Below are 25,000 nucleotides of genomic sequence, written 5' to 3'. Positions count from 1 at the left end.
TCTTCCGGCGCGCTGCCGACATTTCTGGCACAGTGCCGGGCCATGACGGACAGGCAGGTGGTCGTCGGCGTGGCGGTGGTGGACGCGGGCCGGGTGCTCGCGGCGCTGCGGCCCGGACCGGACGGCGGATGGGAGTTCCCGGGCGGCAAGGTCGAGCCGGGGGAGACGGACCGGGACGCGGCCGTGCGTGAGCTCGACGAGGAACTCGGCCTGCGGGTCACGGTGGGCGCGTCGCTCGGTCTCGACCAGCCGATCGGCGACAAGTACGTGCTGCGGGTCTACCTGGCCGAACTGATGTCCGGAACGCCGGTTCTGCGCGAACACACGGAGACACGCTGGGTGTCCGTGGCGCGACTGTCCGAACTCGACTGGCTGCCCGCCGACCGCCCGTTCGTGCCGCTGCTGCGGGCCACCCTGCGGGGAGGTGGCTGATCAGTCACGATTCAGCGACGAGCAGGCCCGGTCGGTGGCGTCCACACTGCGAGATTTGTAGGGTTCCTGGCCAGACTGCGAAGTCTTTATTTGTCGCGATCGAGAGGGCGAACAGACGATGACTCTGGGTGCGGTGGAAACCACCCCGCCGGACGGCGAACTGCCCTCCGATCACATCGCCGACACCGCCGAGGCGAAACAGATCGAAGGCCGTTCGCTCGGCCAGATCGCCTGGGCCCGGTTGAAGAAGGACAAGATCGCGATGATCAGCGCGATCGTCATCCTGCTGATCATCGCGATGGCGATCTTCGCGCCGCTGATCGTGAAGATCTCCGGCTTCCCGCCGGACCAGCCGAACTTCAAGGATTCCAACGGCAAGGACCTGCTCGACACCTTCAACGGCGGCATCCCGGCCGGCGGCCTGTGGGGCAGCGGGATGAGCTCCGAGCACTGGCTCGGCATCGAGCCGCAGAACGGCCGCGACGTGTTCGCCCGGCTGGTCTACGGCGCCCGCGCGTCGCTGCTCGTCGCGCTCGGCGGCACCATCGTGGCGGTGGTGCTCGGCACCATCGTCGGGATGATCGCCGGCTACTTCCGTGGCTGGGTCGACGGCGTGCTCGGCCGGGTGATGGACATCCTGCTCAGCTTCCCGACCCTGCTGTTCATCCTGGCGCTCACCCCGGTGATCGCCGACCGCGCGCAGGCCACCTTCGGCATTCCCGACAACAACGGGTTGCGGATGGGCGTACTGATCTTCGTGCTCGGTTTCTTCGGCTGGGCTTACCTGGCCCGGATCGTGCGGGGCCAGACGCTGTCGATCCGGGAGCGCGAGTTCGTCGAGGCGGCCCGGTCGCTCGGCGCCGGCCCGGGGTACGTGATCTTCCGGCAGATCCTGCCGAACCTGATCCCGACCCTGCTGGTCTACTCGACCCTGATCATCCCGACCTACATCACCGCCGAGGCGGCGCTGTCGTTCCTCGGGGTCGGGGTCAAGGAGCCGACCTCGTCCTGGGGCCGGATGATCTCGGACGCCTCCAACTGGTACGAGGGCAACCCGCTCTACCTGTTCTTCCCCGGCGCGATGCTGTTCATCACGGTGCTCGCCTTCAACCTGCTGGGCGACTCGGTTCGCGACGCCCTCGACCCGCGCGCCGGACGGAGCTGAGCCCGCATGTTCAACTACATCGTTCGCCGACTGCTGCAGATGGTGATGATCCTCTTCGCGATCAGCGCGATCACCTTCTTCCTGTTCTGGGCCACCCCGGCCAACCCCGCGCTGCTGATCTGCGGCCGGAACTGCACCACCGAGCGCGTCGCCGAGGTGAACGCGGCGTACGGGTTCGAGGACCCGCTGATCGTCCAGTACGGCCGGTACATGAGCGGCCTGGTCAACCCGAGCGGCCGCGAGCTCGGCACCGAGGGATCCCAGGAGCACTGCGCCTGGCCGTGCCTGGACCGCTCGCTGCAGAACGGGATCCAGGTCACCGACGCGATCAGCGACGCCATCGGCCCGACCTTCTGGCTGGCCACCGGGGCCGCCGTCATCTGGCTGGTGACCGGGGTGTTGCTGGGGTTGATCGCCGCGCTGAGAAAGGGGAAATGGGTCGACAAACTGAGCGTGATGCTGGCGTTGTTCGGCGTCTCGTTCCCGACCCTGGTGCTCGGCTATCTGCTCGTCTACGTCTTCATCGTGAAGGGCGGGATGCTGCCGTATCCGGATCAGGCGAACGCGAGTCCGTTCACGGCCGGCCCGGTGCCGTTCATGCAGTTCTATCTGCTGCCGTGGATCACACTCGCCCTGGTCAACGCCGCGCTGTACACCCGGCTGACCCGGGCCAACATGATCGACACGATGAACGAGGACTTCATCCGGACCGCCCGGGCGAAGGGCCTCGGCGAGCGCAAGGTGGTCTTCAAACACGGGCTGCGGGCCGCGTTGACGCCGATCGTGACGATCTTCGGCCTGGACCTCGGCGCACTGCTCGGTGGTGCGGTCATCACCGAGCGGATCTTCAGTATCCAGGGGCTCGGCAAGCTCTCGATCGACTCGGTGCTCGGCAACGACCTGCCGCTGGTGATGGGCGTGGTCCTGATCGCCGCCTTCTTCGTCGTCTTCGCGAACATCGTCGTCGACGTCCTGTACGCCTTCATCGACCCGCGGGTCCGGCTCTCGTGACCGGGCCGCGCGGCGTCATGACTCCGACCGGGATGGAGCAGCCCCAGTGAGTACCGCAGCATCGACCGAGTCCGGCCGCACGCCGGTACCGGCCACCGGTAGGGCGTTCCTCGAGGTCGACGACCTCCGGGTCCGGTTCCCCACCGACGACGGCCTGGTCCGGGCCGTGAACGGGCTGAGCTTCTCGCTGCAGCAGGGCGAGACGCTCGGCATCGTCGGCGAGTCCGGCTCGGGCAAGAGCGTCACCAGCCTGGCGATCATGGGGTTGCACAAGGGCACCCGGGCGCAGATCGAGGGCAAGATCTGGCTGGACGGCGACGAGTTGGTCTCGATGAAGCTGGAGGAGATGCGCCGGCTGCGGGGCAGCAAGGTGTCGATGATCTTCCAGGACCCGCTGTCCGCGATGCACCCGTTCTACCGGGTCGGCGACCAGCTGACCGAGGCGTACCTGGTGCACAACGACGTGTCCAAGGCGGTCGCGAAGAAGCGCGCGATCGACCTGCTGGACCGGGTCGGCATCCCGTCACCGGCCACCCGGTTCCACGACTACCCGCACCAGTTCTCCGGCGGGATGCGGCAGCGCGCGATGATCGCGATGGCGCTGATGTGCGACCCGCGGCTGCTGATCGCCGACGAGCCGACCACGGCCCTCGACGTCACCGTGCAGGCGCAGATCCTGGACCTGATGAACGATCTGCAGAAGGAGTTCAACTCCGCGATCATCATCATCACCCACGACCTCGGCGTGGTCGCCCAGATGGCCGAGAAGCTGGTCGTGATGTACGGCGGCCGGGTGGTCGAGTCCGGGTCGGTGCGGGACATCTTCTACCGGCCGGAGCACCCGTACACCTGGGGTCTGCTCGGCTCGATCCCGCGGATCTCCGGCGGCGGCGACCGGCTGAAGTCGATCAAGGGTTCGCCGCCCTCGCTGATCAACCTGCCGACCGGCTGCCCGTTCCACCCGCGCTGCGAGTTCCGGGACAAGGTCGACGGCGACACCTGCGTCACCGAGGTCCCGGAGCTGCTGCAGGTGGAGACCGGCGGGCACTCGGTGCGGTGCCACATCGCCAGTCCGGAACGGCAGCGGTTGTTCACCGAGCAGATCAAGCCGGCCCTGTGAGCACGGCCACCCGAGGAGACGACGTGACCACGACCCCGACGGACAAGGGCGGGCCGAAGCCGAAGGCCAAGGCGAAGTCCGAGCGGACCAGCGCCGGCCGCGGCGAGGTCCTGCTCGAGGTGAAGGGCCTGCAACGGCATTTCCCGGTCACCCAGGGCATCATCTTCCAGAAGCAGACCGGCGCGGTGAAGGCGGTCGACGGGATCGACTTCCAGCTGATGGCCGGCGAGACGCTCGGCCTGGTCGGCGAGTCCGGCTGCGGCAAGTCGACCACCGGCCGGCTGGTCACCCGGCTGGACGAGCCGACGGCCGGCACCATCACCTTCGAGGGTGCCGACATCACCCACCTGAACCGGCGCCGGATGCGGCCGTTCCGGCGCGACGTGCAGATCATCTTCCAGGACCCGTTCTCGTCGCTGAACCCGCGCCAGACGGTCGGTACGATCATCGCCGCGCCGTTCGACATCCAGGGCATCAAGTCGGAGGGCGGGACCAAGCAGGCGGTCCAGGACCTGATGGCCCGGGTCGGGCTGAACCCCGAGCACTACAACCGGTACCCGCACGAGTTCTCCGGCGGCCAGCGGCAGCGGATCGGGATCGCCCGGGCGCTCGCGCTGCGGCCGAAGCTGATCGTCTGCGACGAGCCGGTGTCGGCGCTGGACGTGTCGATCCAGGCCCAGGTGGTGAACCTGCTGGACGACCTGCAGAACGAGTTCGACCTGGCGTACCTGTTCGTCGCGCACGACCTGTCGGTGATCCGGCACATCTCGGACCGGGTCGCGGTGATGTACCTCGGCAAGATCGTCGAGATCGCGGAGCGCGACGAGCTGTACAACCACGCCCGGCACCCGTACACCCACGCGCTGCTCTCCGCGGTTCCCGAGCCCGATCCCGACGCGGTCAAGCGGCGGGAACGGATCCGGCTCACCGGCGACGTGCCGAGCCCGCTCAACCCGCCCACCGGCTGCCGGTTCCGGACCCGGTGCTGGAAGGCCCAGGACATCTGCGCCGAACAGGAGCCTCCGCTGGTCCAGATCGGGGCGCCGACGCACCTGTCGGCGTGCCACTTCCCGGAAGAACGCGACGTTGTCTGACGATCACCGAAAGTAACGATCGGTCTCTGTCCCGCACTGAAGTAATCACGATCCGATTACTGCGGTCCAGAACCGTTGAAGGGATATTCCGGCCATGAGTAGATGACCGGCAATCCAGTCACCTGGGTCGGCCGTGATCCGGCGCCCGATGGAGGAAGAGAAAGAAGGATGGCATGAGACACGCCAAGCGCGTCGGATCCGTGGTCGCCACGGGTCTGGCCCTGACCCTCACGCTGGCGGCATGCGGCGGGGACAACAACAACAGCAGCTCGGGCAACACGGGGGGAGAGGAAGCGGCCAAGGGCGGTACCGTCACCGTCTACCACGCTTCCGACTTCGAGCACCTCGACCCGGCCCGTGCTTTCGTCACCGACGTCGGCATGGCCGGCCAGTTGCTCTACCGGACGCTGACCGCGTTCAACTGGAACGCCGAGAGCAAGAAGGTCGAACTGGTCGGTGACCTCGCCGACAAGTGGGAGTCCTCGCCGGACTTCAAGACCTGGACCTTCACCCTGAAGGACAACCTCAAGTACGAGGACGGCAGCCCGATCACCACCAAGGACATCAAGTACAACGTCGAGCGGTCGTTCTCCGCCGACCTGTCCGAGGGTGCGCCGTACGGCAAGAACTTCCTGGACTGCAAGGGCTACCAGGGCCCGTACAAGCCGGCCGGCAACAACGGTGGCAAGGGCTGTACGGCCATCACGACGGCCGACGACAAGACCATCGAGTTCAAGCTGAACCAGCCGGTCTCGGAGTTCCCGATGACCGCGTCGATGAAGATCTTCGCGCCGACGCCGCAGGCCAAGGACACCAAGACCCAGTACGACAACCGGGTCTTCTCGTCCGGCCCGTACAAGGTCGAGACCTACACCCGGAGCAAGTCGCTGTCGCTGGTCCGCAACACCAACTGGGACCAGGCCACCGACCCGATCCGGACCGCGCTGCCGGACAAGTTCGAGTTCAAGTTCGGTGACGACGACGCGATCGTCGACCAGCGCCTGATCCAGGGCACCGGCGCCGACGCCAACTCGGTCAGCTTCTCCGGCGTTCAGCCGCAGAACCTGGCCAAGCTGACCCAGGCGAACGTCAAGGACCGCGTCATCGAGGGTCCGGACGTCTGCAAGCGCTACATCGGGTTCAACGAGCAGAAGCCGCTGCTGAAGAACCAGAAGCTGCGTGAGGCGCTGACCTACGCCATGGACAAGCAGGCCTACATCACCGCCCGCGGTGGTGACCGGCTGAACAAGCCGATCGACTCCATCATCCCGAAGGAGTACGAGGGCTACCGCGAGCAGAAGACCTTCGAGGCGCCCCTCACCGGCGACCTGGACAAGGCCAAGGCGGCGCTGGCCGAGTCCGGCTACAAGGGTGAGAAGCTGACCCTGGGCGCCTCGGACGCGACCGACATCGCCGTCAAGGCGGCCGAGGCCGCGCAGGCTGCCTGGAAGCGGATCGGTGTCAACGTCGACATCAAGAAGATCCCGGGCGACAACTACTACTCGACCCAGCAGAACGACGCCTCGGCGACCGATCTGATCACCGCCGGTTGGTGCGCGGACTGGGCCTCGGTCTCCACGATCGTGGCGCCGGTGCTCGGCCCGGACAACACCGCCCCGGGCAAGGCCGCGCAGAACAACTACTCGCGGTCGAACGTCGGCTGGGACCGGATGAACGAGATCCCGAACATCAAGGACCAGAAGGAAGCCATCACGGCGTGGGCGGACATCCACGACGAGGTCATGAAGACCGCTCCGCTGGTTCCGATCTCGGAGGACAACAACGTCTACGTCCTCGGCAGCAACATCACCGGCGCGACCGTCAACCCCGACGTCGGCGGCCTGCCGGACCTCACCAAGATCGGCCTCAAGAAGGTCGGCTGATCTGACGAACTGAACAGCAACACCGCAGGGGCGGTACCGGGTCACCCGGTACCGCCCCTGGCGCGTTTCGGGCTCGCTAGGCTGACCGTCCGTGTGCGAGTGACCCGGAGCCGGAGGACGATCAGGATGGACACCACCTTCGGCGGCTTGCTCCGCCGCTTCCGTCGTGAGCGGTCCCTCAGCCAGGAAGCGCTCGCCCACTCGGCGAAGGTGAGCATCGAGGCGGTCCGGGCGCTGGAGGGGAACAGGCGCCGCTTCCCCCGGACGTCGACGGTCGCTCTCTTGGCCGATGCGCTCGGGTGCACACCCGCCGAACGGTCGATGCTCGAGGCGGCGGCAGCGCGGACCAGCGAACCGCTGCGGCAACTGCCACCGCCGCTGACCGACTTCACCGGCCGGGACAGCGAGCTGGATGTACTGGCCACGCACCTGCGGGCCGGCGTCACCTCGCCCGCTGTGCCGGTCGCGGCCGTCACCGGTATGGGCGGGATCGGCAAGACCACGCTCGCTCTGCAGGTCGCGAACGAGGTGGCGGATCAGTTCCCCGACGGCCAACTGATGCTGGACCTCCGGGGTTTCAGCTCGTCCGGTCCGATCGAACCGCCGGCCGCGCTCGGCATCTTGCTCCGAGCCCTCGGAACGCCGGCCGGCCAGGTGCCGTCCGAACTGGCTGAGGCCACCGCCCTCTACCGGTCGGCGATCGCCGGTCGGCGGGTACTCCTCGTGCTCGACAACGCCGCGGACAGTGCACAGGTCGAGCCGCTGATCCCCGGTGTGGCAGGCAGTGCGGTCGTCATCACCAGCCGTCGGGTGCTGTCCGGTCTCCCTTCTGCTCGTGGGCTGCAACTGGCCGGACTCACGCGGGCGGAGGCCGTCCGCCTGCTGGCCGAAGTAGGCGGTCCCGCTGTGTCCGCCGAACCCGCGGCCGCCGAGCGAATCGTCGAGTACTGCGCCCGTCTGCCGCTCGCGGTCCGGCTGGCCGGGGTACGGCTGATCGGCCGGTCCGCCAGGGCCGTGCGCAATCTCGCCGATCGGCTGGCCGACGAGTCCCGGCGGATGGATGCCCTGGACGACCACGGCCGTGGTGTTCGCGGCAGCATCGCCGTCTCGGTCGAAGGGCTCGCTGCCTCGGACGACCCGTTGGACGTGGAAGCGGCCCGGATCCTTCCTCTCGTCGCCGTCGTGGACGGATCGGATCTCTCGGTCCGGACGGCTTCGCGAGTCGCTGGTGTCAGCCCGGAGCTCGCCGATCGCCTGCTGGACCGGCTGGCCGATGTCAGTCTGCTGGAGGCGCGGACGCCGACGCGTTACCACCTGCACGACCTGATCGCTTCGTACTTCGGCGAACGCACCACCGCGTCGCAGCAGCGCCGGATCCGGATGGCCGTTCTCCGAACCCACAGCGCCCTGCTCTGGCGGGTCAAGGATTTGTCGGCCCGTCGTTCACCGCGACTGCGCGAGTCCTGGGGGCAGCCTGACTGGGCGACGGACGCGACGGATCTGGCCGACCGCGCCGCGGTACTGGATCTGCTCGACGACGAACGAGACGCTCTGCTGGCCACCTTGCGCTGGGCGGTGAACGGGTCGGCGGCCGAGCGCGAGTTGTCGGTACGGATCGGTGTGGCGATGAGCTATTACGGGATCGCGCGGAAGCGGTGGGCGGAGTGGCGGGACGTGGCCGCCCTGACGGCGCCGCTGGCCACCGACGCCGCGACGCGGGCGATGCTGCTCGCCGACCACGGCCTGGCCCGCTCCGAACTCGGCGACTTCGAGCACGCCGCCGAGCCACTCGTCCAGGCCGTCGACGTCCTGGCCGCGGTGGACAATCCCAGCTTCGAGATCTCGACGTTGGTGAACCTCAGCCATGTTCTGGAGCGTTCCGGTCGGCTGAAGGAAGGCCTGCGGTACGGGCTCCGGGCCCGGGACCTGGCGGCATCGATCGGCGACCGTGAGGACGAGGCACTCGCGCTGCTGGTCCTGGGGATGATCTCGGGCGGGCTGGGTGACGCTGCGCAGCACGAGTACTTCGCGGGTGCGGTCGACGCGATGCGGTCCGCCGGTCCACCGCGTGGACTCGCCACCGTGCTGCAGCAGATCAGCCTTTCCTACCGTGAATGCGGCGATCTGTCGGCCGCGGTCGGACCACTCGAGGAGAGTCTGCGGATCTATCAGGAGGACGACGCGGGACCGTACCTGCCCGAGATCCAGGAAGATCTGGGCTGGCTGCGCCACCTGTCGGGCGACACCGAAGCCGCGCTGCGGTCACTGGCGGAAGCGCTGTCCGGTGCCCAGAAGTTCCAGCTCTGGGATCGGGAGGCGAGTGTCCGGGTGCGACGCGGGCAGATTCTGGCCGATGCCGGGCAGCGGGACGAGGCACGGGACGAGCTGACCGCGGCACTGGCCGTCTATCGGGAGCGAGGTCTCGGCGCGAGAGCTGAGGAAGCGCGACAGCTGTTGTCGTCGCTCTGAGCCTCAGCCGAACTCCAGATTCGCCTGGAGGTCGGCGGGGATCGGGATCGCGTGCTGGGTATGGATGGCGTACGCGAGCCGCCACTCCCGCCGGGCGTCGGCGAGCTCGCCCTGCCGGTGCAGGGTTTCGCCGAGCAGGCGACGGACGTCGGCCTCGCAGATCCGGTCGCCGTGCTGGCCCGCGATCGCGAGCGCCTGGCCGAGATGACGGGCGGCGGAGTCCAGGCTGTCCTCGGCCAGCCGGAGCCGCGCGAGCTCGGTGAGGACCACCGCCTCCTGGACGTCCGCTCCGGCGGCACGGTACAGCTCGACGCCGTGCCGGAGCGCGCGGTCGGCGAGCGAGTACTGACCGGCCTCGCGGTACGCGACGCCGACGTTCTGCGCGACCAAGCCTCGCTGCCGGCGCTGGCCGGGGTCCGGCAGGAGGTCCAGCGCCTCGGCGAAGAGCCGCTCCGCGGTCTCGGCGGCGCCGGTCCTGAGATGGAGCATGCCGAGAGCCAGACACGCCCAGGCGGCGCGGGCGGGTACGCCCAGCCGGAGGCCGATCTCGCGGGCGCGGGCGGCGTACGGGATGCCTTCGGTGCTGCGGCCGGCCCTTTCCAGGACGTGGCTGAGGCTGCTCAGGCAGAGGGACTGCAGGTTCTCGTCGCCGGACGCGTCCGCGGCGGCGACCGCGCGGCGCAGTGGGGCCACGGCTTCGTCGTACTGGTTCAGCTCCGCGTGGGCGGCGCCCAGGTCGTGCAGGACCAGGCCCTCGGCGATACGGTCCGCGCCTTCTTCGACGAGGGGGAGGACGGCCTCGGTGACCAGGAGCCAGTCGAGCCAGGCCCGTCGGCGGGCGTAGTACGCGTTCAGGCCGACGGCGAGCTGGACGGCGAGGCCGGGGTGATCACGGACGGCCTGCTGGATCGTCGGGACCAGGGCCGGGCGTTCGTGGTCGAGCCAGCTGAGGACGTCCTCCTGCCGTGGCAGGTCGTCGGCCGCGTCGAGCCGGCCGGGGTCGAGCCAGCGTTCCCGGGTGAGCCCGTGCCCGGCGAACTCGCTGGCCTTCCAGACGACCGCGGCGACGCGCTGGAGCCAGCGGGTGGTAGCCGCGCGACGTTCGTCCTCGGTCAGGGTCTGCTCGGCGAACTCGCGGGCCGCGACCCGGACGAGATCGTGCAGACGGTACCGGCCTGGACCGGGCGTGGTCAGCAGATGGACGTCGACGAGTCGCTCGAGAACGGTGGCCGCCTCTGGTTCGGGGAGCTGGGCCAGGGCGGCGGCGAGTGGGGCCGAGAGGTCGACGGCCGCGGCCAGACCGAGCATCGCGAACAGGGACACGGCCTGCACGTCGGTCGGGTCGTCGCTGCCGGCGAGCTGCTCGATGCTCAGGTTGAGGGTGGCGCGGACCCCGGAATCGTCCAGCTGCAGTTCGTCGAGCCGGCGGCGGCCGTCGGCGAGACGTTCGGCGAGATGGGCGACCGGCCAGCTCGGCCGGGACGCCAGCCGGGCGCCGGCCATCCGGATCGCGAGCGGCAGCCCGCCACACTGCCGGACCACCTCGGCGCAGTCGTCCGCCGGGGCGTCGTACCGGCCGGAGATCCGCCGGAACATGTCGATCGACTCGTGCAGCGGTGGTTCGCCGAGGTAGAACTGGCGTCCGCCGAGTCCGGTCAGGCTGCGGCGGCTGGTCACCAGCACCGCGCAACCGCCGGAGCCAGGGAGGAGCGGTCGGACCTGCTGGTGATTGGCGGCGTTGTCGAGCAGCAGCACGAGGCGGCGTTCGGCGAGCGCGGTCCGGTACCGGGCGGCGGCGGTCGGCAGGTCGACCGGCGGCACCTCGCCGAGATCCTCGAGCAGGTACGTCAGCGCTTCCAGCGGCTCCATCGGCGGACCGAGCCCGAACCCGCGCAGGTCGAGATAGAGCTGCCCGTCCGGGTAGTGCTCCGCCACCCGGTGCGCGACCTGGACCGCGAGCGAGGTCTTCCCGATCCCGCCCATCCCGGTGATCGTCGTGACACTGACCCCTGGACTCGCGCTGAGGTACCGCCGCAGGTCCTCGATCTCCTGCTCCCGCCCGGTGAAGTCCCCACTCGCGAACGGCAACTGCCGCGGCGAAACAGCTTCCCGGTTCTGCTGCGGCGGTCCTGGTTCCGCCGCCTCCTGGACAGCCTGGACCTCGGTCTCGTCCTCGGTCTCGTCCTCGGTGCTCTCCGGTGGCTCCGTGGCTTCGGCGGCAGGGCTCCGTGGTTTGGCGCGGCCGCGGCGGGAGGCGGCGGCGTCGAGCGCGGACTTCTGGTCGGGGTCCAGGCGGAGGGCGCCGGCCAGAGCGCGGACGGTACTCAGCTGGGGGTACCGGCGGGTGCCTCGCTCCAGGGTGCTGATCGCCTGGACGCTGATGCCGGACAGGATCGACAACTCGTCCTGGGTGAGCCCGGCGGCGATCCGGTGCCGCCGCAGCAGCGCCGCGAACTGCGACTCCACCGCTCGATCACCCCCGCGCACTCCGACAAATGTATGGGTGAACTGTATGGGTTGTACCTGGTGACCGGTCTGGACCACCCGGAACAATGTGCTGGGCTGAGACCGGACTGGGGAGGAGATCTGGATGTCGGTTTACCAGGCTGTGCCTGCGGTGCGCATGGAGGATTTCGCGCCGGAGGTCGTCTGTGAGGTCTACGAGCTGGGCTCGCGGCGGCGGACGCCGGTGCCGGTCCAGGAGCTGACCAGCCGGCAGGTCCTGATCGGGCGGCTGATGGCGACCGGCGCGAAGGACGCCGCGATCGCGCGGCAGCTCGGTCTGTCACTGCGCACCGTCCGGTCCGAGATCAGCGCCCTGATCGCCGGCCTCGGAGCCCGTTCGCGGTTCCAGGCCGGATGCCTGCTGGTCCGCCGCTTCGGCTGACCGGCACCAGGACGGAGTCGCCGGCCGGGGGGCCTGATCGCGGCTCCGGCGGGCAGCCGGCGGCCGGACTCGTCGAGCGCTCGGCCTGTCGGACCTGCCACGTAGGCTGAACCGCATGAGCGAGCTTCCCGACCGCCGGCTGCTGCTGGTGCACGCGCACCCCGACGACGAGACGATCAACAACGGCGCGACCATGGCCCGGTACGTGGCCGAGGGCGCCCACGTCACCCTGGTCACCTGCACCCTCGGCGAGGAGGGCGAGGTGCTGGTGCCGGACCTGGCCCATCTCGCCGCCGACCAGACCGACCAGCTCGGCCCACACCGGATCGGCGAGCTCGCCGACGCGATGGCCGAGCTCGGCGTCACCGACCACCGCTTCCTCGGCGGCCAGGGCAAGTACCGCGACACCGGGATGATCTACGACGACGCCGGCAACGCCGCGGTCCCGCCTCAGACCCGGCCGGACAGCTTCTGGCAGGCCGACCTGCTGGCCGCGGCGAACGACCTGGTCCCGGTCATCCGCGAGATCCGCCCGCAGGTCCTGGTCACCTACGACGAGTTCGGCAACTACGGCCACCCCGACCACGTCAAGGCGCACCGCGTCGCGACGTACGCCGCCGCCCTGGCCGCGTCCCGGTCGTACCGCGAGGACCTCGGCCCGGCCTGGGACGTCGCGAAGATCTACTGGACCGCGATGGCCGAGTCGGCGCTGCGGACCAGCCTCCGCAAACTCCGCGACTCCGGCGACACCACCACGTTCGAGGGCCTCGACCCCGACGGCCCGCTCGGCCCGTTCGTCACCCCGGACCGCTTCATCGACTGCGTCGTCCCCGCCGCGGGGTACGTCGACCGCAAGATGAACGCGATGAAGGCCCACGCCACCCAGATCACCGTCGACGGCCCCTTCTTCGCCCTGTCGAACAACAACGGCAACGAGATCTGGGGCGACGAGGCGTACCGCTTGGTCAAGGGCACCGCGGCCCCTGGTCCGGACGGCCTCGAGCACGACCTCTTCGCCGGCCTCTGATCGCGCTGTCCGCCCGGCCGCTTCCGGTGGCCGGGCGGGGGAGTGATCTGTTCCACAGGGCGAGTTGAGGCATCAACCTTCGGGGAGTCTTACGCTGCTGGGGTGACTTCGGATCCCGGTGGCAGCGTCTCGCCTGGGGAGTTCCGGCGGGTGCTGGGCCGGTTCGGGTCCGGGATCACGATCATGAGCACGTTGCAGGGCGGGATCGCGCACGCGATGACCGCGAACGCGTTCACCTCCGTGTCGCTGGACCCGCCGCTGGTGCTGGTCTGTGTCGACAAGGGCGTCCGGATGCACGACGCCGTGCTGGACTGCGGGTACTGGGCCGTGTCGGTGCTCGCGGACAGTCAGCAGCCGATCGCGGAGCGCTTCGCCAGGTCCGGCCGCGACCTCTACAGCCAGTTCGACGGGATCGCGACCACGCCCGGGCCGAAGACGGGGTGCCCGGTGGTCGGTGCGGCGTTGTCCTGGCTGGAGTGCCGCACCTGGGCGACGTACGAGGGTGGCGACCACACGATCGTGGTCGGCGAGGTGCTGAGCCTCGGCGCGGAGGAGACCGATGACCCCGCCGCCCTGATGTACTACGCGGGCCGGTATGGGGAGTTGCGCGGCAACGAGGGGAACTCCGGCGCGAGGTGAACCTTGTGGCGTCCCGTAGGATGGGGCGTCCGTCGTCTGGCTTGAGCAGGAGGACTCTGTCCGGTGGGGAGAAAACAGCTCGCGGGGATCATCGCCGCGGCGGGGTTCGGCGTGGTCGTGGTCGCCTACGGGGTGACCTTCGCGCTGACCGGTGACAAGGTCCCAGGGGACACGACTGTACTCGGCGTCCAGCTGGGCGGTCTTTCCGAGGACGAGGCGAAGGCCAAGCTCGCGGCCGGTGTCAAGGACCGGCTGAACCAGCCGATCAAGCTCAAGGCCGGCGAGTCGACGTACCAGGTGAAGCCGGCCGACGCCGGGCTCACGCTGGACGTGGACGCCACCGTCGCCGACGCCGGGGTGGGCCGCAGCCTGAACCCGGCCCGGATGTGGCAGGCGCTGACCGGCGGCCACGCCGTCGAGCCGGTGGTGAACACCGACGAGCAGAAGCTGAAGGCCGCCGTCGAGCGCCTGTCGAAGCAGGTGAACCGGCCGGCCACCGAGGGCACCATCACGTTCCCGGACGCCAAGGCGGTCAAGCACCCGTCCGCCGACGGGCTGCAGCTGGACGACGCCGCGGCCGGCGACACGATCGTCGCCGCGTACCCGTCCGACGGGAAGGCGACCGACCTCCCGGTCCAGGTGACCAAGCCGCAGGCCGGGTCTGACGTGATCGACCAGGCCATGAAGGAGTACGCCGAGCCGGCCATGTCCGGTCCGGTCCGGCTCACCGTCGGCGACAAGGGGGTGAACCTGCAGCCGTCCGAGCTGGCGCCCGCGCTGAAGCTGACCGCCAAGGACGGCAAGTTCACCCCGAGCCTGGACGGCAAGAAGCTGGAGCCGCTGTTCAAGAAGCGGTTCGCCGAGCTGGAGACCCAGCCGAAGGACGCCTCGATCCAGATCGTCGGCGGCAAGCCGCAGGTGGTCCCGGCCGTGGACGGTCAGGTGGTCGCCAGGGACAAGGTGGTGCCGGCGATCCTGTCGCTGCTGCCGAAGCCGGAGGGCGACCGGAAGGCCGCGGTCGGCCTGGCCCAGTCGAAGGCCGAGCTGACCACCGAGGCCGCGCAGGCGCTGGGGATCAAGGAGGTGATGGGCCAGTTCACCACCAAGTTCCCGCACGCCGAGTACCGGAACGTGAACATCGGCACCGCCGCCCGCAAGATCAACGGCACCCTGCTGAAGCCGGGCGAGACGTTCAGCCTGAACAAGATCGTCGGCGAGCGGACCAAGGAGAACGGCTTCACCGAGGGCAACATCATCAACGGGGGCAAGTTCGTCCTCGACCTCGGCGGCGGCGTCTCCCAGTCGGCCACCACCACCTTCAACGCCGCGTTCTTCGCCGGCCTGAAGGACGTCGAGCACAAGGCGCACAGCGTCTACATCAGCCGGTACCCGATCGGCCGCGAGGCGACGGTGGCCTGGCCGTCCGTGGATTTGAAGTTCCAGAACGACTCCGGGCACGGGGTCTTCGTGCAGACCCTGTTCACCTCGTCCACGCCGGGCAACCAGGGCAGCATCACGGTGAAGATCTGGGGCACCAAGGTCTGGGACATCACCGCCGGCCAGTCCGCGAAGTACAACCCGCGCGCGCCGAAGACGGTCTACAGCCAGGAGGCCGGCTGCCGGCCGCAGGCGCCGACCGCCGGGTTCGACATCAAGATCTACCGGTACTTCGCCAAGAACGGCCAGCGGGTGAAGTCCGAGACGTTCACCACCAACTACAACGCCGCCGACGACATCCGCTGCGGCCCGAAGCCGGGCACCAAGCCTCCGGGCACCAAACCCCCGGGCACCCCGGAGACCACGCCGCCGACCCCGCCCGGCGCCAACCCGTCGACGACGGCGCGTCCGCCGGCCTGAGTCAGGCCCGCCGCAGGGTGTGGAGCTGTTCGGCCACCTGACCGAACAGCTCCGGCCCGATCGCGGCGCCCTCCCGGCGGACCTCCGCCGGGTCGATCCGCAGTACCCGGTCCAGCCGGACCTCGCTGCGCCGGTTCTCCTTGTCCCACGGGCCGCTGCCGATGTCGAACCAGACCCGGCCCCAGCGCGCCTCGTCGGCGGCGTCCCGGTCGTGGTCCTTGCTGGTCAGGATCAGCGCGAGCAGGTAAGGCTCGTCGGACCCGACCACCAGGACCGGCCGGTCCTTGCCGCGGCTGTGGTCCTCCTCGAACGGCACCCAGGTCCAGACGATCTCGCCCGGGTCGGCCACCCCGTCGTCCGGGTGCGGCGTGTACTCGACGTGCACGGTTCCCTCGTAGTCACCCGCGTACTCCGGCCGCTCGGCCACGTGATCCGCCATAACGCCCGACCTTAGCGCCCCGGCTGCCGGCGGGTAGGGCTCACTGAACGGTCAGATAGCGGTACTTGTACGCCGTGTCGTAGCCGAGCCGCGTGTACGTGGCCATCGCGGCCGCGTTGTCCTCAACCACCTCGAGGTACGCCCGCCGGCCACCGAGCGGGCCCGCCCACCGCGTGATCCCCTGCAGCAGCGCCGTACCGAGCCCACGGCGCCTGTACCGCGGGTCGACGCGCACGGCGTCCACCGCGACCCAATGCCCCGTCATGGCGCCTCTGGCGACGGCGACCGTCCGGCCGTCCAGCGCGATCGAGGCGAACACCGACTTCGGCGCGCCCTCCATCACCGTGGCCGCCACAGCCGGCAGCGGCGCGTCGGAGGCCGCGGCGTACCAGTCGGCGTCCGGCCGGTCGGTCACGGCCACCTCGTACGCCGGTTCGCCGTTCACCAGGTCGAGCGTGGTGTGCATGACCCGTACGTCCGCCTCGTCCGGGCGCGCCTCGATCCAGCCTAGCCGCCGGAACTCCTCCTCCTGGGCGCTCCCGAGCCGGACCAGCGCGAGCGCGGGCAGGTCCCGCTCCTCGTAGAAGGCTCGCGTGTGCTTGAGCGCGTCCACGACCGGCATCCCGGGGTCACCGGCCGGCAGCAGCGAGTTGCCCCGGCCCGTCCAGCCCGCGGATGCTCGCAGCAACCACTGCCCGACGTACCGGGTCTCGGCCGCGGGCCGCCCGAGCGCGGTGGTGAGGAAGAGCTGGTCCACGTCCACGGGCCGCAGCGGCATCGGCGGAATCGGCTTGGCCGCGGCGACGTCGGTCAGCCGGACCCGGTGCACGGTGCTGTCGGCGTGCCTCACGGCCAGGGTCTCGGCGTCCAGGCTCTGCAGCACGCCGATCACATCGGTCAGCTGCCCACCCCCGAGCGCATGCCGAACCACGACACGGTGGCCGATATCACGGGCACTGAGGCCTGACACGATGCGGACTCCTGGCAGAGTGGGCGAAGTTATACCGTGATACTAGAGAACCCGAGCACCACCGCACGCAGCATCCCAAGTCCGCTGCGCTTGCTGGCCATAGGAGGAGTACCAGTGACTTACGTCATCGCGCAGCCGTGTGTTGACCTCAAGGACCTCGCCTGCGTCGAGGAGTGCCCGGTCGACTGCATCTACGAGGGCAACCGGATGCTCTACATCCACCCTGACGAGTGCGTCGACTGCGGAGCGTGCGAGCCGGTCTGCCCGGTCGAAGCGATCTACTACGAGGACGACACCCCGGATCAGTGGAAGGACTACTACACGGCCAACGTGGAGTTCTTCAACGACCTGGGCAGCCCCGGCGGCGCTTCCAAGATGGGCAAGATCGACAAGGACCACCCCTTCGTCGCCGCCCTCCCCCCGCAGGAGCACGACGAGTAACCAAAGCACCACCAGAAACGCCTGGCCCAGCCCAGCTCCCACCCAGGGCGCTGCGGCAGGGACCAGGCGTTCGTGGTTCATGGCGGGCGTTGCAGGTGAGGAGCTGGCACAGTGCACGCGGTCCGCTGGCGGGTCGTTCGACCGCTGCACGTCCCGCAACACGCCAACCACGCAACAGCCCCGCCGACCACCAAAGAACTCGCCAGAGATAACACACCCCGCCGCGCCGCAGCCATCCACCCCGCGTATCCCCGCCCCGCTGCCTCGCCGCGGTCTTCTAACCCTCGCCACTCACCCCCGCGTACGGCGGCCACGCCGCCTCGGCGCCCCGAGACTCCAAGGCGCTTGCCGCCCGCCGCAGGCTTCCTTGTGCGTGGGTCAGGCGGTTCGCGGCTTCGACGGTGGCTGGTGGGTGCCCAAAGTCGGCCTCACCCGCACGGCACCGGCTACGGGGGAGAGGGCGAGGGTAAGGGTGAGGGGTCGTTCTAGTCCTCGATGACGTCTACGTGGACGTGGTCGAGGTGGCGGAGGGTGTCGCGGTTGCCGGGGCGGTCCGGTGGGGTGTACTCGCGCCAGCCGTTGTCGGAGCGGCCGCCGGCGGTCCAGATGCGGTCGCTGAAGATGACGGTGCGGATCTTCAGCCGATCCGCGTGCGCCACCAGGTACTGCGCGAGCGCCCAGCCGCGGGTCGTGTTCGCGGCGGAGATCGGTTTGACGAAGAGGTCGACCGCACGTCCTTCGTAGTGCGCCGAGCCCTCCATGTGCCCCGAGCGGATCCCGCCCGCGGCGTACCCACCGGTGGGTACCGGGCCGAAGGTCTTCAGCACGTCCCGGCGGACCGCGTCGGCGCGCGGGGTGAGGCCGTTCTTGCCGACCGCCTCCACGCTTGCCGAGGCCAGGTCGACCGTGCAGCTGAAGACGGCCTTCGACTGCCCGGTGAGCGCGGACGCCAGGATGCGGGCGTCGTTCTCGTGGTCCGCGTACGCGTTGGGGAACGCGCTGCGCTGGACCTTGTCGGCCGCGACCGTCACCGCGAGCTGCTGGTAGTTCTTCACCTTCACCAGCGCGTCGTAGAACTTCCACGCCGCGTAGTGCGGGTCGCGGACCTGCGCCGGCGTCCCCCAGCCCATCGACGGGCGCTGCTGGAACAGGCCGAGCGAGTCCCGGTCACCGTGGTTGAGGTTGCGCAGGCCGGACTCCTGGTACGCCGTGGCCAGCGCGATCGTGGCCGCGCGCGGCGGGAGTCCGCGGCGGACCGCGATGCCCGCGATGACGGCCGCCGACTCCGCCTGCTCGAGATCGAGGACGACCGTGTTGCCGTTGACGGTCGCGCGGCACTCCTCGGGCGGCGGCAGCAGCGGACCGAAGCTCTTGCCGCCGATCGAGGCGATTCCGGCGGCGACGGCCAGGCCGAGCGCGCCGACGGCCCCTACGGCGACGACGGCGCCCTTCTTCAACGGCATACCGGTCCCAACGTGCGGGACCGGTTGCCGGGTTCCGTGGAGACGATCACGAACAGTTGACGATCGGCACGGCCGCCGGGTTTCCGCCGGCGGCCGGAATGGTCCGAAGGAATGACCCCAGGATCGAGTCCGTCATGCGTTGGCGTGCAGAGCCTCGTTCAGCGTGATGCCCTCACCCTGCCGCGGCCGCGCCTCGACGGCACCGGTGACGGAGTTGCGCAGGTACAGCAGACCCGGCTGGCCGGACAGGTCGCGGGCCTTGACCACGCTGCCGTCCGGAAGGGTGACCTTGGTGCCGGCGGTCACGTACAGGCCCGCCTCGACCACGCAGTCGTCGCCGAGCGAGATGCCGATCCCGCCGTTGGCGCCGAGCAGGCAGCGCTTGCCGATCGAGATGACCTGCTTGCCGCCGCCGGACAGGGTGCCCATGATCGAGGCGCCGGCGCCGATGTCGCTGCCGTCGTCGACCACCACCCCGGCCACGATCCGGCCCTCGACCATCGACGTCCCGAGGGTGCCGGCGTTGAAGTTCACGAAGCCCTCGTGCATCACCGTGGTCCCGGACGCCAGGTGCGCGCCGAGCCGGACCCGGTCCGCGTCGGCGATCCGGACCCCGGCCGGGACGACGTAGTCGGTCATCCGCGGGAACTTGTCCACGCTGGTCACGCTCAGGTGGTACCCGGCGGCGCGGGCGCGGAGCCGGACCTGCTCGACGTCCTCGACCGGGACCGGGCCGTGCGAGGTCCAGGCATTGTTCGGCAGCGCGCCGAAGATGCCGTCCAGGTTGACGCCGTGCGGACGGACCAGCCGGTGCGACAGCAGGTGCAGCCGCAGGTACGCGTCGGCGGTGTCGGCCGGCGCCGCGTCGAGGGTGATCTCCGCGCGCACCACGACCCGGCGGACCCGGCGCAGGTCGTCGTTGCCCTCGGCGGCGATCAGCTCGGCCGCGGCCTTCGCGTCGGCGGGCGCGGCGCCCAGCTCGGGCGCGGGGTACCAGACGTCGAGGACGGTGCCCGACGCGGTCACGGTGGCCAGGCCGAAGCCCCAGGCCTGGGTGGCGGGAGTCTCAGTCATGCCGCCAAGCCTGCCAGATCCGGCCCTGGCCGCCGTCGCCCGCCCGCTCCTCGGTCGGCGCCTTGACCGGGCCCGTCCGGTTTGGGAAGGCTCGGTCACAGGTCCCCGGCGCTCCCGCGGAAGGATGCTGACGGCAACGTCTCTGGTCTTCGACACCGATCTCGGCTCGGACGTGGACGGCGTCCTCGCTCTGGTCGTCGTCCTCGGATCGCCCGAACTCGCCCTGACCGGCGTGACCACCGGGTACGGCGACGTGGTGCTGCGCGCGCGAATGGCGGCCCGGGTCGCCGCGGTCGCGGGTCGTGACGTGGGCCCGATCGCGCCGGGACGTGGGCAGCCGCGGTCGGGGGCCGAGGTCTGGTGGGCCGGGCACGAGGGCGCGTTGCTCGCGGACCTCGAGCGCGAGCGGATCAGCGACGCCGACGCGATCGACCTGCTCGCCGGATCGTCCACGGTGATCGCGGTCGGGCCGCTGACCAAACGCGTTGGGCGAACTGCTTGCCGCGGAGATGCGGCAGTACTGGCAGTTCTCCGCCGCCGATTCCAACGTGCCGCACGATCCCGCGGCCGTACTCATGCTCGCGGCACCCCACTCCACTGAACCTGCAGCACTTACCAACCTCGCGGTCGACCGCGGCGTGAGCGTCGCCGGCGCCTAGGTACAGGCTGTCCGCTGAGTTGGTGAGTGCTGGGCGTCCGCCAATTCGTCAGCGCTTCGGGGCTGAGGTGGCTCGGATGTGGAGTTCGGTGCGGAGGGTGACTGTGGACGGGGGGCGGCCTGGGGCTGCTATGCGGTCTTTGAGGAGGAGACCCGCGGTTCGGCCCAGTTCGTAGGTGGGTTGGGCGACGGTGGTGAGGCTGGGGACGACCAGGTCGGCCCAGGGGATGTCGTCGAAGCCGACCACGGCGATGTCGTCGGGGGCTCGGACGCCGCGTTTGGCCAGGGCTTCCAGGGCGCCGACGGTCATCAGGTTGTTCGTGACGAAGAGGGCTTCGGGGGGTTCGGGCAGGTCGAGCAGGCTCTCCATCGCCGCGAACCCGCCGGCCTCGCGGAAGTCGGCGTGCCGGACCAGGTCCTTGCTGTACCGGATTCCGGCGCTGCGCAAGGCCGCGCGGTACCCGGCCAGGCGGTCCATCGCCGTACTCACCCGGCGCGGGCCGGTGATACAGGCGATCCGCTGGTACCCGCCGTCGATCAGGTGTTTCACGCCTTCGGCGGCACCGTGTTCGTTGTCGACCAGGACGGTGTCCGCCTCGACGCCCTCCACCCGGCGGTCGATCAGCACCATCGGGGTCTTCGCGTCGGCGAGCTGCTGGACGCCCTCGGCGGTCGAGGTCGGCGAGATCACCACGCCGGCCATCTGCTCGGTCAGCACCGCCGAGGAGTACGCCGCCTCCTTGGCCGGGTCCTCGTCGGAGTTGCAGAGCACCACGTGGTACCCCTCGGTCTGCGCGACGTCCTCGAGACCGCGGACCAGTGAGGTGAAGAACGGGTTCTCGATGTCGGAGATGACCACGGCCCACAGGTTCGTACTGGCGCGACGCAGGTTCCGGGCGACGCCGTTCGGGCGGTAGCCGAGCTCGGCCACCGCCGCGCGGACCTTCTCGGACAGCTCCGGGTCCACGTTGCGCCGGCCGCTCAGGACCCGCGAAACGGTCGCCGGAGACACCCCGGATCTACGCGCGACGTCGTAGATCGTCGTCATGCTCGCTCCCCGCCTGGTGTTCGCCGCCTGCCGTCTGGACGGCACTAGCGTCTCACGCCTCAGGCGGAGCGGCGGCCATTGAGGAGGCGTTGGCGGCCGTCGCGTCCAGGAGAGCCTGGGCGTCGGACCGGTTCGGTGCGGAGTCGGCGGCGCCGTTGACGGTGGTGGACAGCGCTCCGGCGGCGTTCGCGAGGCGTACCGCGTCGGCGAGGGCGGCGCCCTCGGCCAATGAAGCGGCGAGCGACCCGCAGAAGGCGTCCCCGGCGCCGACCGTGTCGACGGTCGCGACCCGGTGCGGTGCGACCCGGAGCTCGAGGTCCCGCTCCCGGTCGAGCACGAACGCGCCGCGGGAACCCAGCGTCACCACGCAACCGCGCAGGTCCCACTCCTCGGCGAGCTTGCGCGCGATCACCGGGACCTGCGACTCGTCGTCGCAATCGAGCCCGGTCAGCGCCGCGGCCTCCACCTCGTTCGGTACCAGGATGTCGACGTACCGCGCGAGCGAGGCGTCGACCGGACCGACCGGGGCCGGGGTGAGGATCGTGGTCGCCCCCGCGGTCGAGGCGAGCTGGAGGGCAGCTCGGCTCGCCTCGACCGGGAGTTCGAGTTGGACGCTCAGGACCCGGCTGCCGGTGAGCACCTCGCCGGCGGCCGCGATGTCGTCCGGGGTGATCGCCGCGTTCGCGCGGGACACGATGATGATCGAGTTGCTGCCGTCGGGCAGGACCAGCGGCAGGCCGACGCCGGTCCCGAGCTCCGGGTGCCGGACCACCCAGCCGGTGTCCACGCCGTCGGTACTCAGCAGGTCGAGGAACTCCTCGCCGTACCGGTCCTCGCCGATGGTGCCGACGATCGCGGTGCGCGCACCCATCCGGGCCGCGGCGATCGCCTGGTTCACGCCTTTGCCGCCGAGGAACTCCGCGAATCCGGTGCCGTGCAACGTCTCCCCGGGCAGCGGCCGGCGTTCCGCGGTCGCCACCAGGTCCTTCATGAACGACCCGAGCACGCACACGTCGTACCCGCTCATACCTGCTCTCCCAGCAGTTTGCGGCCGAGCGCCCCGGACGGATGGAAGCGGGCGAAGTCGTGGTGGGTGAACTCGCGCAGGACGACGAGCGCGCAGGCGAGCGCGTCGCCCATCACCAGCGCGGCCGTGGTCGACGCGGTCGGGGCCAGGTTCAACGGGTCGGCCTCGCGCGGCACCATCGTGTCCAGCGTGTACGTCGCCAACTGGGCCAGCGTGGAGTCCTCGCGCCCGGTCATCGCGATCACCGGGATCCGCCGGTCGCCGAGCATCCGGGCGAACGCGCACACCTCGGCGGTCTCACCGGACGCGGACAGGGCGAGGACCAGGTCCCGCTCGGTCACCGCGCCGGAGTCGCCGTGCAGGGCGTCGCCGGCGTGGATGAACGTGGCCGGCGTACCGGTCGAGGCCAGCGTGGCGGCGATCTTGCGCCCGACCAGGCCGGACTTGCCGAGCCCGGTGACGACCAGGTGGCCCTCGCACGCGGCGATCGCGGTGAGGACTTCCAGGAAAACGTCGTCCAGCCGATCGGCCAGCGCGGACACCGCCGCGGCCTCGGTCTCGATCGCGGTCCGGGCGGCCGCCAGCCCTTGGGTGACAAGGTCTCCGGGCAGTTCCACGAGCTGTTGCCGCTCGGCGGCGGGGCGCTCCGCACGGTTCGGCACTACTGGCATCCTCGACCCGCTTTCCGGTCAGGTGGTCAGAAATCGATTTCCGAAGAGTAGGCAGCCGGACCGAGCGGTGTCAACGGGTGAAATCTGCGTAAAACAAGGCGGACCGGCCCACTGTGCGAATTCGCGGGCGGCCGACTCTTGACCGTTCACGCCGTCCCTCGTAGATTGCGAGAAATCGATTGCCCACCGGATCCACTCCCGGACACGCGACCCCTGGAGCCCCTGATGTCCGCAACTCCTCTCTTCTCCCAGCCGGTCAGCCGGCGATCCGTGCTGCGCGGTGGTCTCGGCGCGCTGGCGGCCTCGGCGGTCGCCGGCCCGCTGCTGACCGCCTGTGGAGGTGACGCCGGTGGTGGCGGCGACGGCAAGGAGATGTCGTTCTGGAACTTCTACGGCCCGTCCGACGACCAGGGTCCGCAGAGCAAGTGGTTCGTCGACCTGGCCGAGAAGTGGAACGCCAACAACGAGGTCAAGGTCAAGCTGCGCTACATCCCCGGCAAGGACTACCTGAACGGGACCACGCTGCAGACCGCGTTCCAGTCCGGCGAGGGACCCGACATCTTCCTGATCAGCCCTGGCGACTTCCTGCGCTACTACAACGGCGGAGTGCTGCAGGACCTGTCGTCCGCGCTGCCCGACGAGTCGAAGGCCGACTACCTGCCCGGCCTGCTGGAGGCCCGCTCGGTGGACGGCAAGGTGTACGGCCTGCCGATGGAGATCGAGCCGCTCGCGTTGTACTACAGCGAGACCGCGTTCGAGAAGGCCGGGCTGTCCGAGGCCGACCTGCCGAAGACCTGGGACCAGACCCTGGCGGTGGCGGAGAAGCTGACCGGCAAGGACCGGTACGGGGTGATGTTCGAGACGTTGCCCGGCTACTACCAGAACTTCACCTGGTACCCGTTCCTCTGGCAGGGCGACGGCGCCGTGATCAAGGACGGCAAGGTGGCCTTCGACTCACCGGCCGCGGTGCAGGCGCTGAAGTTCTGGCAGGACACGATCAAGAACAAGGTGGCCCCGCGCAAGGCCCTCGGCGACGGCGGCGGCGACGTGGTGTCGAACCTCGGTTCCGGCGCGGCCGCGATGCAGCAGAGCGGGATCTGGGCGGTCGCGGACATGCAGGCGAAGGCCAAGAACTTCAAGTACGGCATCATCCCGCACCCGACCCCGTCCGGCGGCAAGCCGGCCACCGACCTCGGCGGCTGGGCGTTCGTCGCGAACGCCAAGGGCAAGAACCCGGAGGCCGCGGCCAAGTTCATCGCCTGGGCGCTCGGCTCGACCGATGCCGAGGGCGTCGAACGGCAGCGGCAGTGGAACACGGTGGTGAAGACGAACGTGCCGCCGCGCAAGTCGGTGCAGAAGGCCGCCGATGCCAAGGGCACCTTCGAGTCCGGGGTGCTGAAGAAGTTCGTCACCGAGATCGCGCCGACCGGTCAGCCGGAGCCGCGGTTCCCACCGGAGGTGTACCAGCCGGTCGCGGACGCGATCCAGGCCTGCCAGCTGAACGCGGCCGACCCGGCGAAGGCGGCGGCGGACGCGGCGGCCAAGATCGACACGTTCCTGAAGACCTACCAGGGCGCGCCCATCAGCTGATGGTCACCACGACAACAGCCCCGTCCAAGCCGCGG

At 69.9% G+C, this 25,000-nt stretch carries 22 protein-coding genes; 14 read left to right on the top strand and 8 right to left on the bottom strand.

Annotation, left to right across the window (positions count from 1 at the left end):
- The first annotated feature begins 42 nt into the window (after window positions 1-42).
- The 7 genes from FB561_RS35695 to FB561_RS35665 all read left to right on the top strand — a co-directional run bounded on the left by FB561_RS35695 (window position 43) and on the right by FB561_RS35665 (window position 9,174).
- Window positions 43-432: a (deoxy)nucleoside triphosphate pyrophosphohydrolase gene (locus tag FB561_RS35695; protein ID WP_145814497.1), complete on the top strand. Its 390-nt coding sequence runs from the start codon at window positions 43-45 to the stop codon at window positions 430-432.
- Window positions 433-565: 133 nt separating this feature from the next.
- Entirely contained in the window at window positions 566-1,597 is a 1,032-nt protein-coding gene (locus FB561_RS35690; protein ID WP_238335320.1) for an ABC transporter permease, read from the top strand.
- 6 nt (window positions 1,598-1,603) lie between these two features.
- Entirely contained in the window at window positions 1,604-2,608 is a 1,005-nt protein-coding gene (locus FB561_RS35685; RefSeq protein ID WP_145814495.1) for an ABC transporter permease, read from the top strand.
- A gap of 46 nt (window positions 2,609-2,654) precedes the next feature.
- A complete protein-coding gene (locus FB561_RS35680; RefSeq protein ID WP_145814494.1) occupies window positions 2,655-3,728 on the top strand; it encodes an ABC transporter ATP-binding protein in 1,074 nt (357 codons plus the stop codon).
- Between the two features lie 23 nt (window positions 3,729-3,751).
- Window positions 3,752-4,822 carry an ABC transporter ATP-binding protein gene (locus FB561_RS35675; protein WP_475422037.1) on the top strand — a complete coding sequence of 357 codons (1,071 nt, stop codon included), beginning with the start codon at window positions 3,752-3,754 and terminating at the stop codon, window positions 4,820-4,822.
- A 173-nt stretch (window positions 4,823-4,995) separates the two neighbouring features.
- Window positions 4,996-6,705 carry an ABC transporter substrate-binding protein gene (locus tag FB561_RS35670; RefSeq protein ID WP_145814492.1) on the top strand — a complete coding sequence of 570 codons (1,710 nt, stop codon included), beginning with the start codon at window positions 4,996-4,998 and terminating at the stop codon, window positions 6,703-6,705.
- Between the two features lie 126 nt (window positions 6,706-6,831).
- Window positions 6,832-9,174, top strand: coding sequence for an ATP-binding protein (locus FB561_RS35665; protein WP_145814491.1), 2,343 nt, complete (start codon window positions 6,832-6,834; stop codon window positions 9,172-9,174).
- Window positions 9,175-9,177: 3 nt separating this feature from the next.
- Here the strand turns inward: FB561_RS35665 and FB561_RS35660 are convergent, their stop codons facing one another.
- Window positions 9,178-11,640, bottom strand: a complete 2,463-nt coding sequence (locus tag FB561_RS35660) for an ATP-binding protein (protein WP_145814490.1) — start codon at window positions 11,638-11,640, stop codon at window positions 9,178-9,180.
- Between the two features lie 124 nt (window positions 11,641-11,764).
- Between FB561_RS35660 and FB561_RS35655 the strand changes: the two genes are divergently transcribed.
- From FB561_RS35655 to FB561_RS35640, 4 genes are all read left to right on the top strand, one after another.
- A complete protein-coding gene (locus tag FB561_RS35655) occupies window positions 11,765-12,061 on the top strand; it encodes a response regulator transcription factor (RefSeq protein WP_145814489.1) in 297 nt (98 codons plus the stop codon).
- 115 nt (window positions 12,062-12,176) lie between these two features.
- Complete coding sequence (mshB, locus tag FB561_RS35650) at window positions 12,177-13,088, top strand: N-acetyl-1-D-myo-inositol-2-amino-2-deoxy-alpha-D-glucopyranoside deacetylase (protein ID WP_145814488.1); 912 nt, start codon at window positions 12,177-12,179, stop codon at window positions 13,086-13,088.
- Window positions 13,089-13,190: 102 nt separating this feature from the next.
- A complete protein-coding gene (locus tag FB561_RS35645; protein WP_145814487.1) occupies window positions 13,191-13,727 on the top strand; it encodes a flavin reductase family protein in 537 nt (178 codons plus the stop codon).
- 63 nt (window positions 13,728-13,790) lie between these two features.
- Complete coding sequence (locus FB561_RS35640; RefSeq protein ID WP_145814486.1) at window positions 13,791-15,584, top strand: VanW family protein; 1,794 nt, start codon at window positions 13,791-13,793, stop codon at window positions 15,582-15,584.
- Between the two features lies 1 nt (window position 15,585).
- On the opposite strand, the gene FB561_RS35635 is transcribed toward FB561_RS35640, so the two are convergent.
- Both FB561_RS35635 and FB561_RS35630 read right to left on the bottom strand, forming a co-directional pair.
- On the bottom strand, window positions 15,586-16,023 hold the full coding sequence (locus FB561_RS35635; protein WP_145814485.1) for a type II toxin-antitoxin system PemK/MazF family toxin: 438 nt from the start codon (window positions 16,021-16,023) through the stop codon (window positions 15,586-15,588).
- A 40-nt stretch (window positions 16,024-16,063) separates the two neighbouring features.
- Complete coding sequence (locus tag FB561_RS35630; protein ID WP_145814484.1) at window positions 16,064-16,993, bottom strand: GNAT family N-acetyltransferase; 930 nt, start codon at window positions 16,991-16,993, stop codon at window positions 16,064-16,066.
- 114 nt (window positions 16,994-17,107) lie between these two features.
- On the opposite strand from FB561_RS35630, the gene fdxA reads away from it, so the two are divergent.
- Window positions 17,108-17,434, top strand: coding sequence for a ferredoxin (gene fdxA, locus FB561_RS35625; protein ID WP_145814483.1), 327 nt, complete (start codon window positions 17,108-17,110; stop codon window positions 17,432-17,434).
- A gap of 485 nt (window positions 17,435-17,919) precedes the next feature.
- Here the strand turns inward: fdxA and FB561_RS35620 are convergent, their stop codons facing one another.
- Window positions 17,920-18,897 carry a VldE C-terminal domain-containing protein gene (locus tag FB561_RS35620; RefSeq protein ID WP_145814482.1) on the bottom strand — a complete coding sequence of 326 codons (978 nt, stop codon included), beginning with the start codon at window positions 18,895-18,897 and terminating at the stop codon, window positions 17,920-17,922.
- A gap of 132 nt (window positions 18,898-19,029) precedes the next feature.
- Window positions 19,030-19,971, bottom strand: a complete 942-nt coding sequence (gene dapD / locus FB561_RS35615) for a 2,3,4,5-tetrahydropyridine-2,6-dicarboxylate N-succinyltransferase (RefSeq protein WP_145814481.1) — start codon at window positions 19,969-19,971, stop codon at window positions 19,030-19,032.
- Window positions 19,972-20,095: 124 nt separating this feature from the next.
- Between dapD and FB561_RS35610 the strand changes: the two genes are divergently transcribed.
- Entirely contained in the window at window positions 20,096-20,572 is a 477-nt protein-coding gene (locus FB561_RS35610) for a nucleoside hydrolase (RefSeq protein WP_238335319.1), read from the top strand.
- 106 nt (window positions 20,573-20,678) lie between these two features.
- On the opposite strand, the gene FB561_RS35605 is transcribed toward FB561_RS35610, so the two are convergent.
- The 3 genes from FB561_RS35605 to FB561_RS35595 are packed head-to-tail and all read right to left on the bottom strand — an operon-like array spanning window position 20,679 to window position 23,366.
- Complete coding sequence (locus FB561_RS35605) at window positions 20,679-21,677, bottom strand: LacI family DNA-binding transcriptional regulator (RefSeq protein ID WP_145814480.1); 999 nt, start codon at window positions 21,675-21,677, stop codon at window positions 20,679-20,681.
- Between the two features lie 52 nt (window positions 21,678-21,729).
- Window positions 21,730-22,704, bottom strand: a complete 975-nt coding sequence (locus FB561_RS35600; protein ID WP_145814479.1) for a ribokinase — start codon at window positions 22,702-22,704, stop codon at window positions 21,730-21,732.
- Window positions 22,701-23,366: a KpsF/GutQ family sugar-phosphate isomerase gene (locus FB561_RS35595; protein ID WP_145814478.1), complete on the bottom strand. Its 666-nt coding sequence runs from the start codon at window positions 23,364-23,366 to the stop codon at window positions 22,701-22,703. Before FB561_RS35595 ends, FB561_RS35600 begins: the two co-directional genes overlap by 4 nt.
- Window positions 23,367-23,600: 234 nt before the next feature.
- Between FB561_RS35595 and FB561_RS35590 the strand changes: the two genes are divergently transcribed.
- A complete protein-coding gene (locus tag FB561_RS35590; RefSeq protein WP_145814477.1) occupies window positions 23,601-24,965 on the top strand; it encodes an ABC transporter substrate-binding protein in 1,365 nt (454 codons plus the stop codon).
- Window positions 24,966-25,000 lie beyond the last annotated feature (35 nt).

The sequence above is a fragment of the Kribbella amoyensis genome, from assembly GCF_007828865.1.
GTDB classification, from domain to species: Bacteria; Actinomycetota; Actinomycetes; order Propionibacteriales; family Kribbellaceae; genus Kribbella; species Kribbella amoyensis.
Note: the sequence above shows the minus strand (reverse complement) of the source record. Positions and strands in the feature narration are given on the sequence as shown.

Bases quoted from the DNA above. Each gene is read 5' to 3' on its own strand.
- FB561_RS35655 (WP_145814489.1), top strand. From the start codon at position 11,765: ATGTCGGTTTACCAGGCTGTGCCTGCGGTGCGCATGGAGGATTTCGCG.
- FB561_RS35605 (WP_145814480.1), bottom strand. From the start codon at position 21,677: ATGACGACGATCTACGACGTCGCGCGTAGATCCGGGGTGTCTCCGGCG.
- mshB (WP_145814488.1), top strand. From the start codon at position 12,177: ATGAGCGAGCTTCCCGACCGCCGGCTGCTGCTGGTGCACGCGCACCCC.
- FB561_RS35635 (WP_145814485.1), bottom strand. From the start codon at position 16,023: ATGGCGGATCACGTGGCCGAGCGGCCGGAGTACGCGGGTGACTACGAG.
- FB561_RS35685 (WP_145814495.1), top strand. From the start codon at position 1,604: ATGTTCAACTACATCGTTCGCCGACTGCTGCAGATGGTGATGATCCTC.
- dapD (WP_145814481.1), bottom strand. From the start codon at position 19,971: ATGACTGAGACTCCCGCCACCCAGGCCTGGGGCTTCGGCCTGGCCACC.
- FB561_RS35665 (WP_145814491.1), top strand. From the start codon at position 6,832: ATGGACACCACCTTCGGCGGCTTGCTCCGCCGCTTCCGTCGTGAGCGG.
- FB561_RS35670 (WP_145814492.1), top strand. From the start codon at position 4,996: ATGAGACACGCCAAGCGCGTCGGATCCGTGGTCGCCACGGGTCTGGCC.
- FB561_RS35590 (WP_145814477.1), top strand. From the start codon at position 23,601: ATGTCCGCAACTCCTCTCTTCTCCCAGCCGGTCAGCCGGCGATCCGTG.
- FB561_RS35695 (WP_145814497.1), top strand. From the start codon at position 43: ATGACGGACAGGCAGGTGGTCGTCGGCGTGGCGGTGGTGGACGCGGGC.
- FB561_RS35620 (WP_145814482.1), bottom strand. From the start codon at position 18,897: ATGCCGTTGAAGAAGGGCGCCGTCGTCGCCGTAGGGGCCGTCGGCGCG.
- FB561_RS35600 (WP_145814479.1), bottom strand. From the start codon at position 22,704: ATGAGCGGGTACGACGTGTGCGTGCTCGGGTCGTTCATGAAGGACCTG.
- FB561_RS35610 (WP_238335319.1), top strand. From the start codon at position 20,096: ATGCTGACGGCAACGTCTCTGGTCTTCGACACCGATCTCGGCTCGGAC.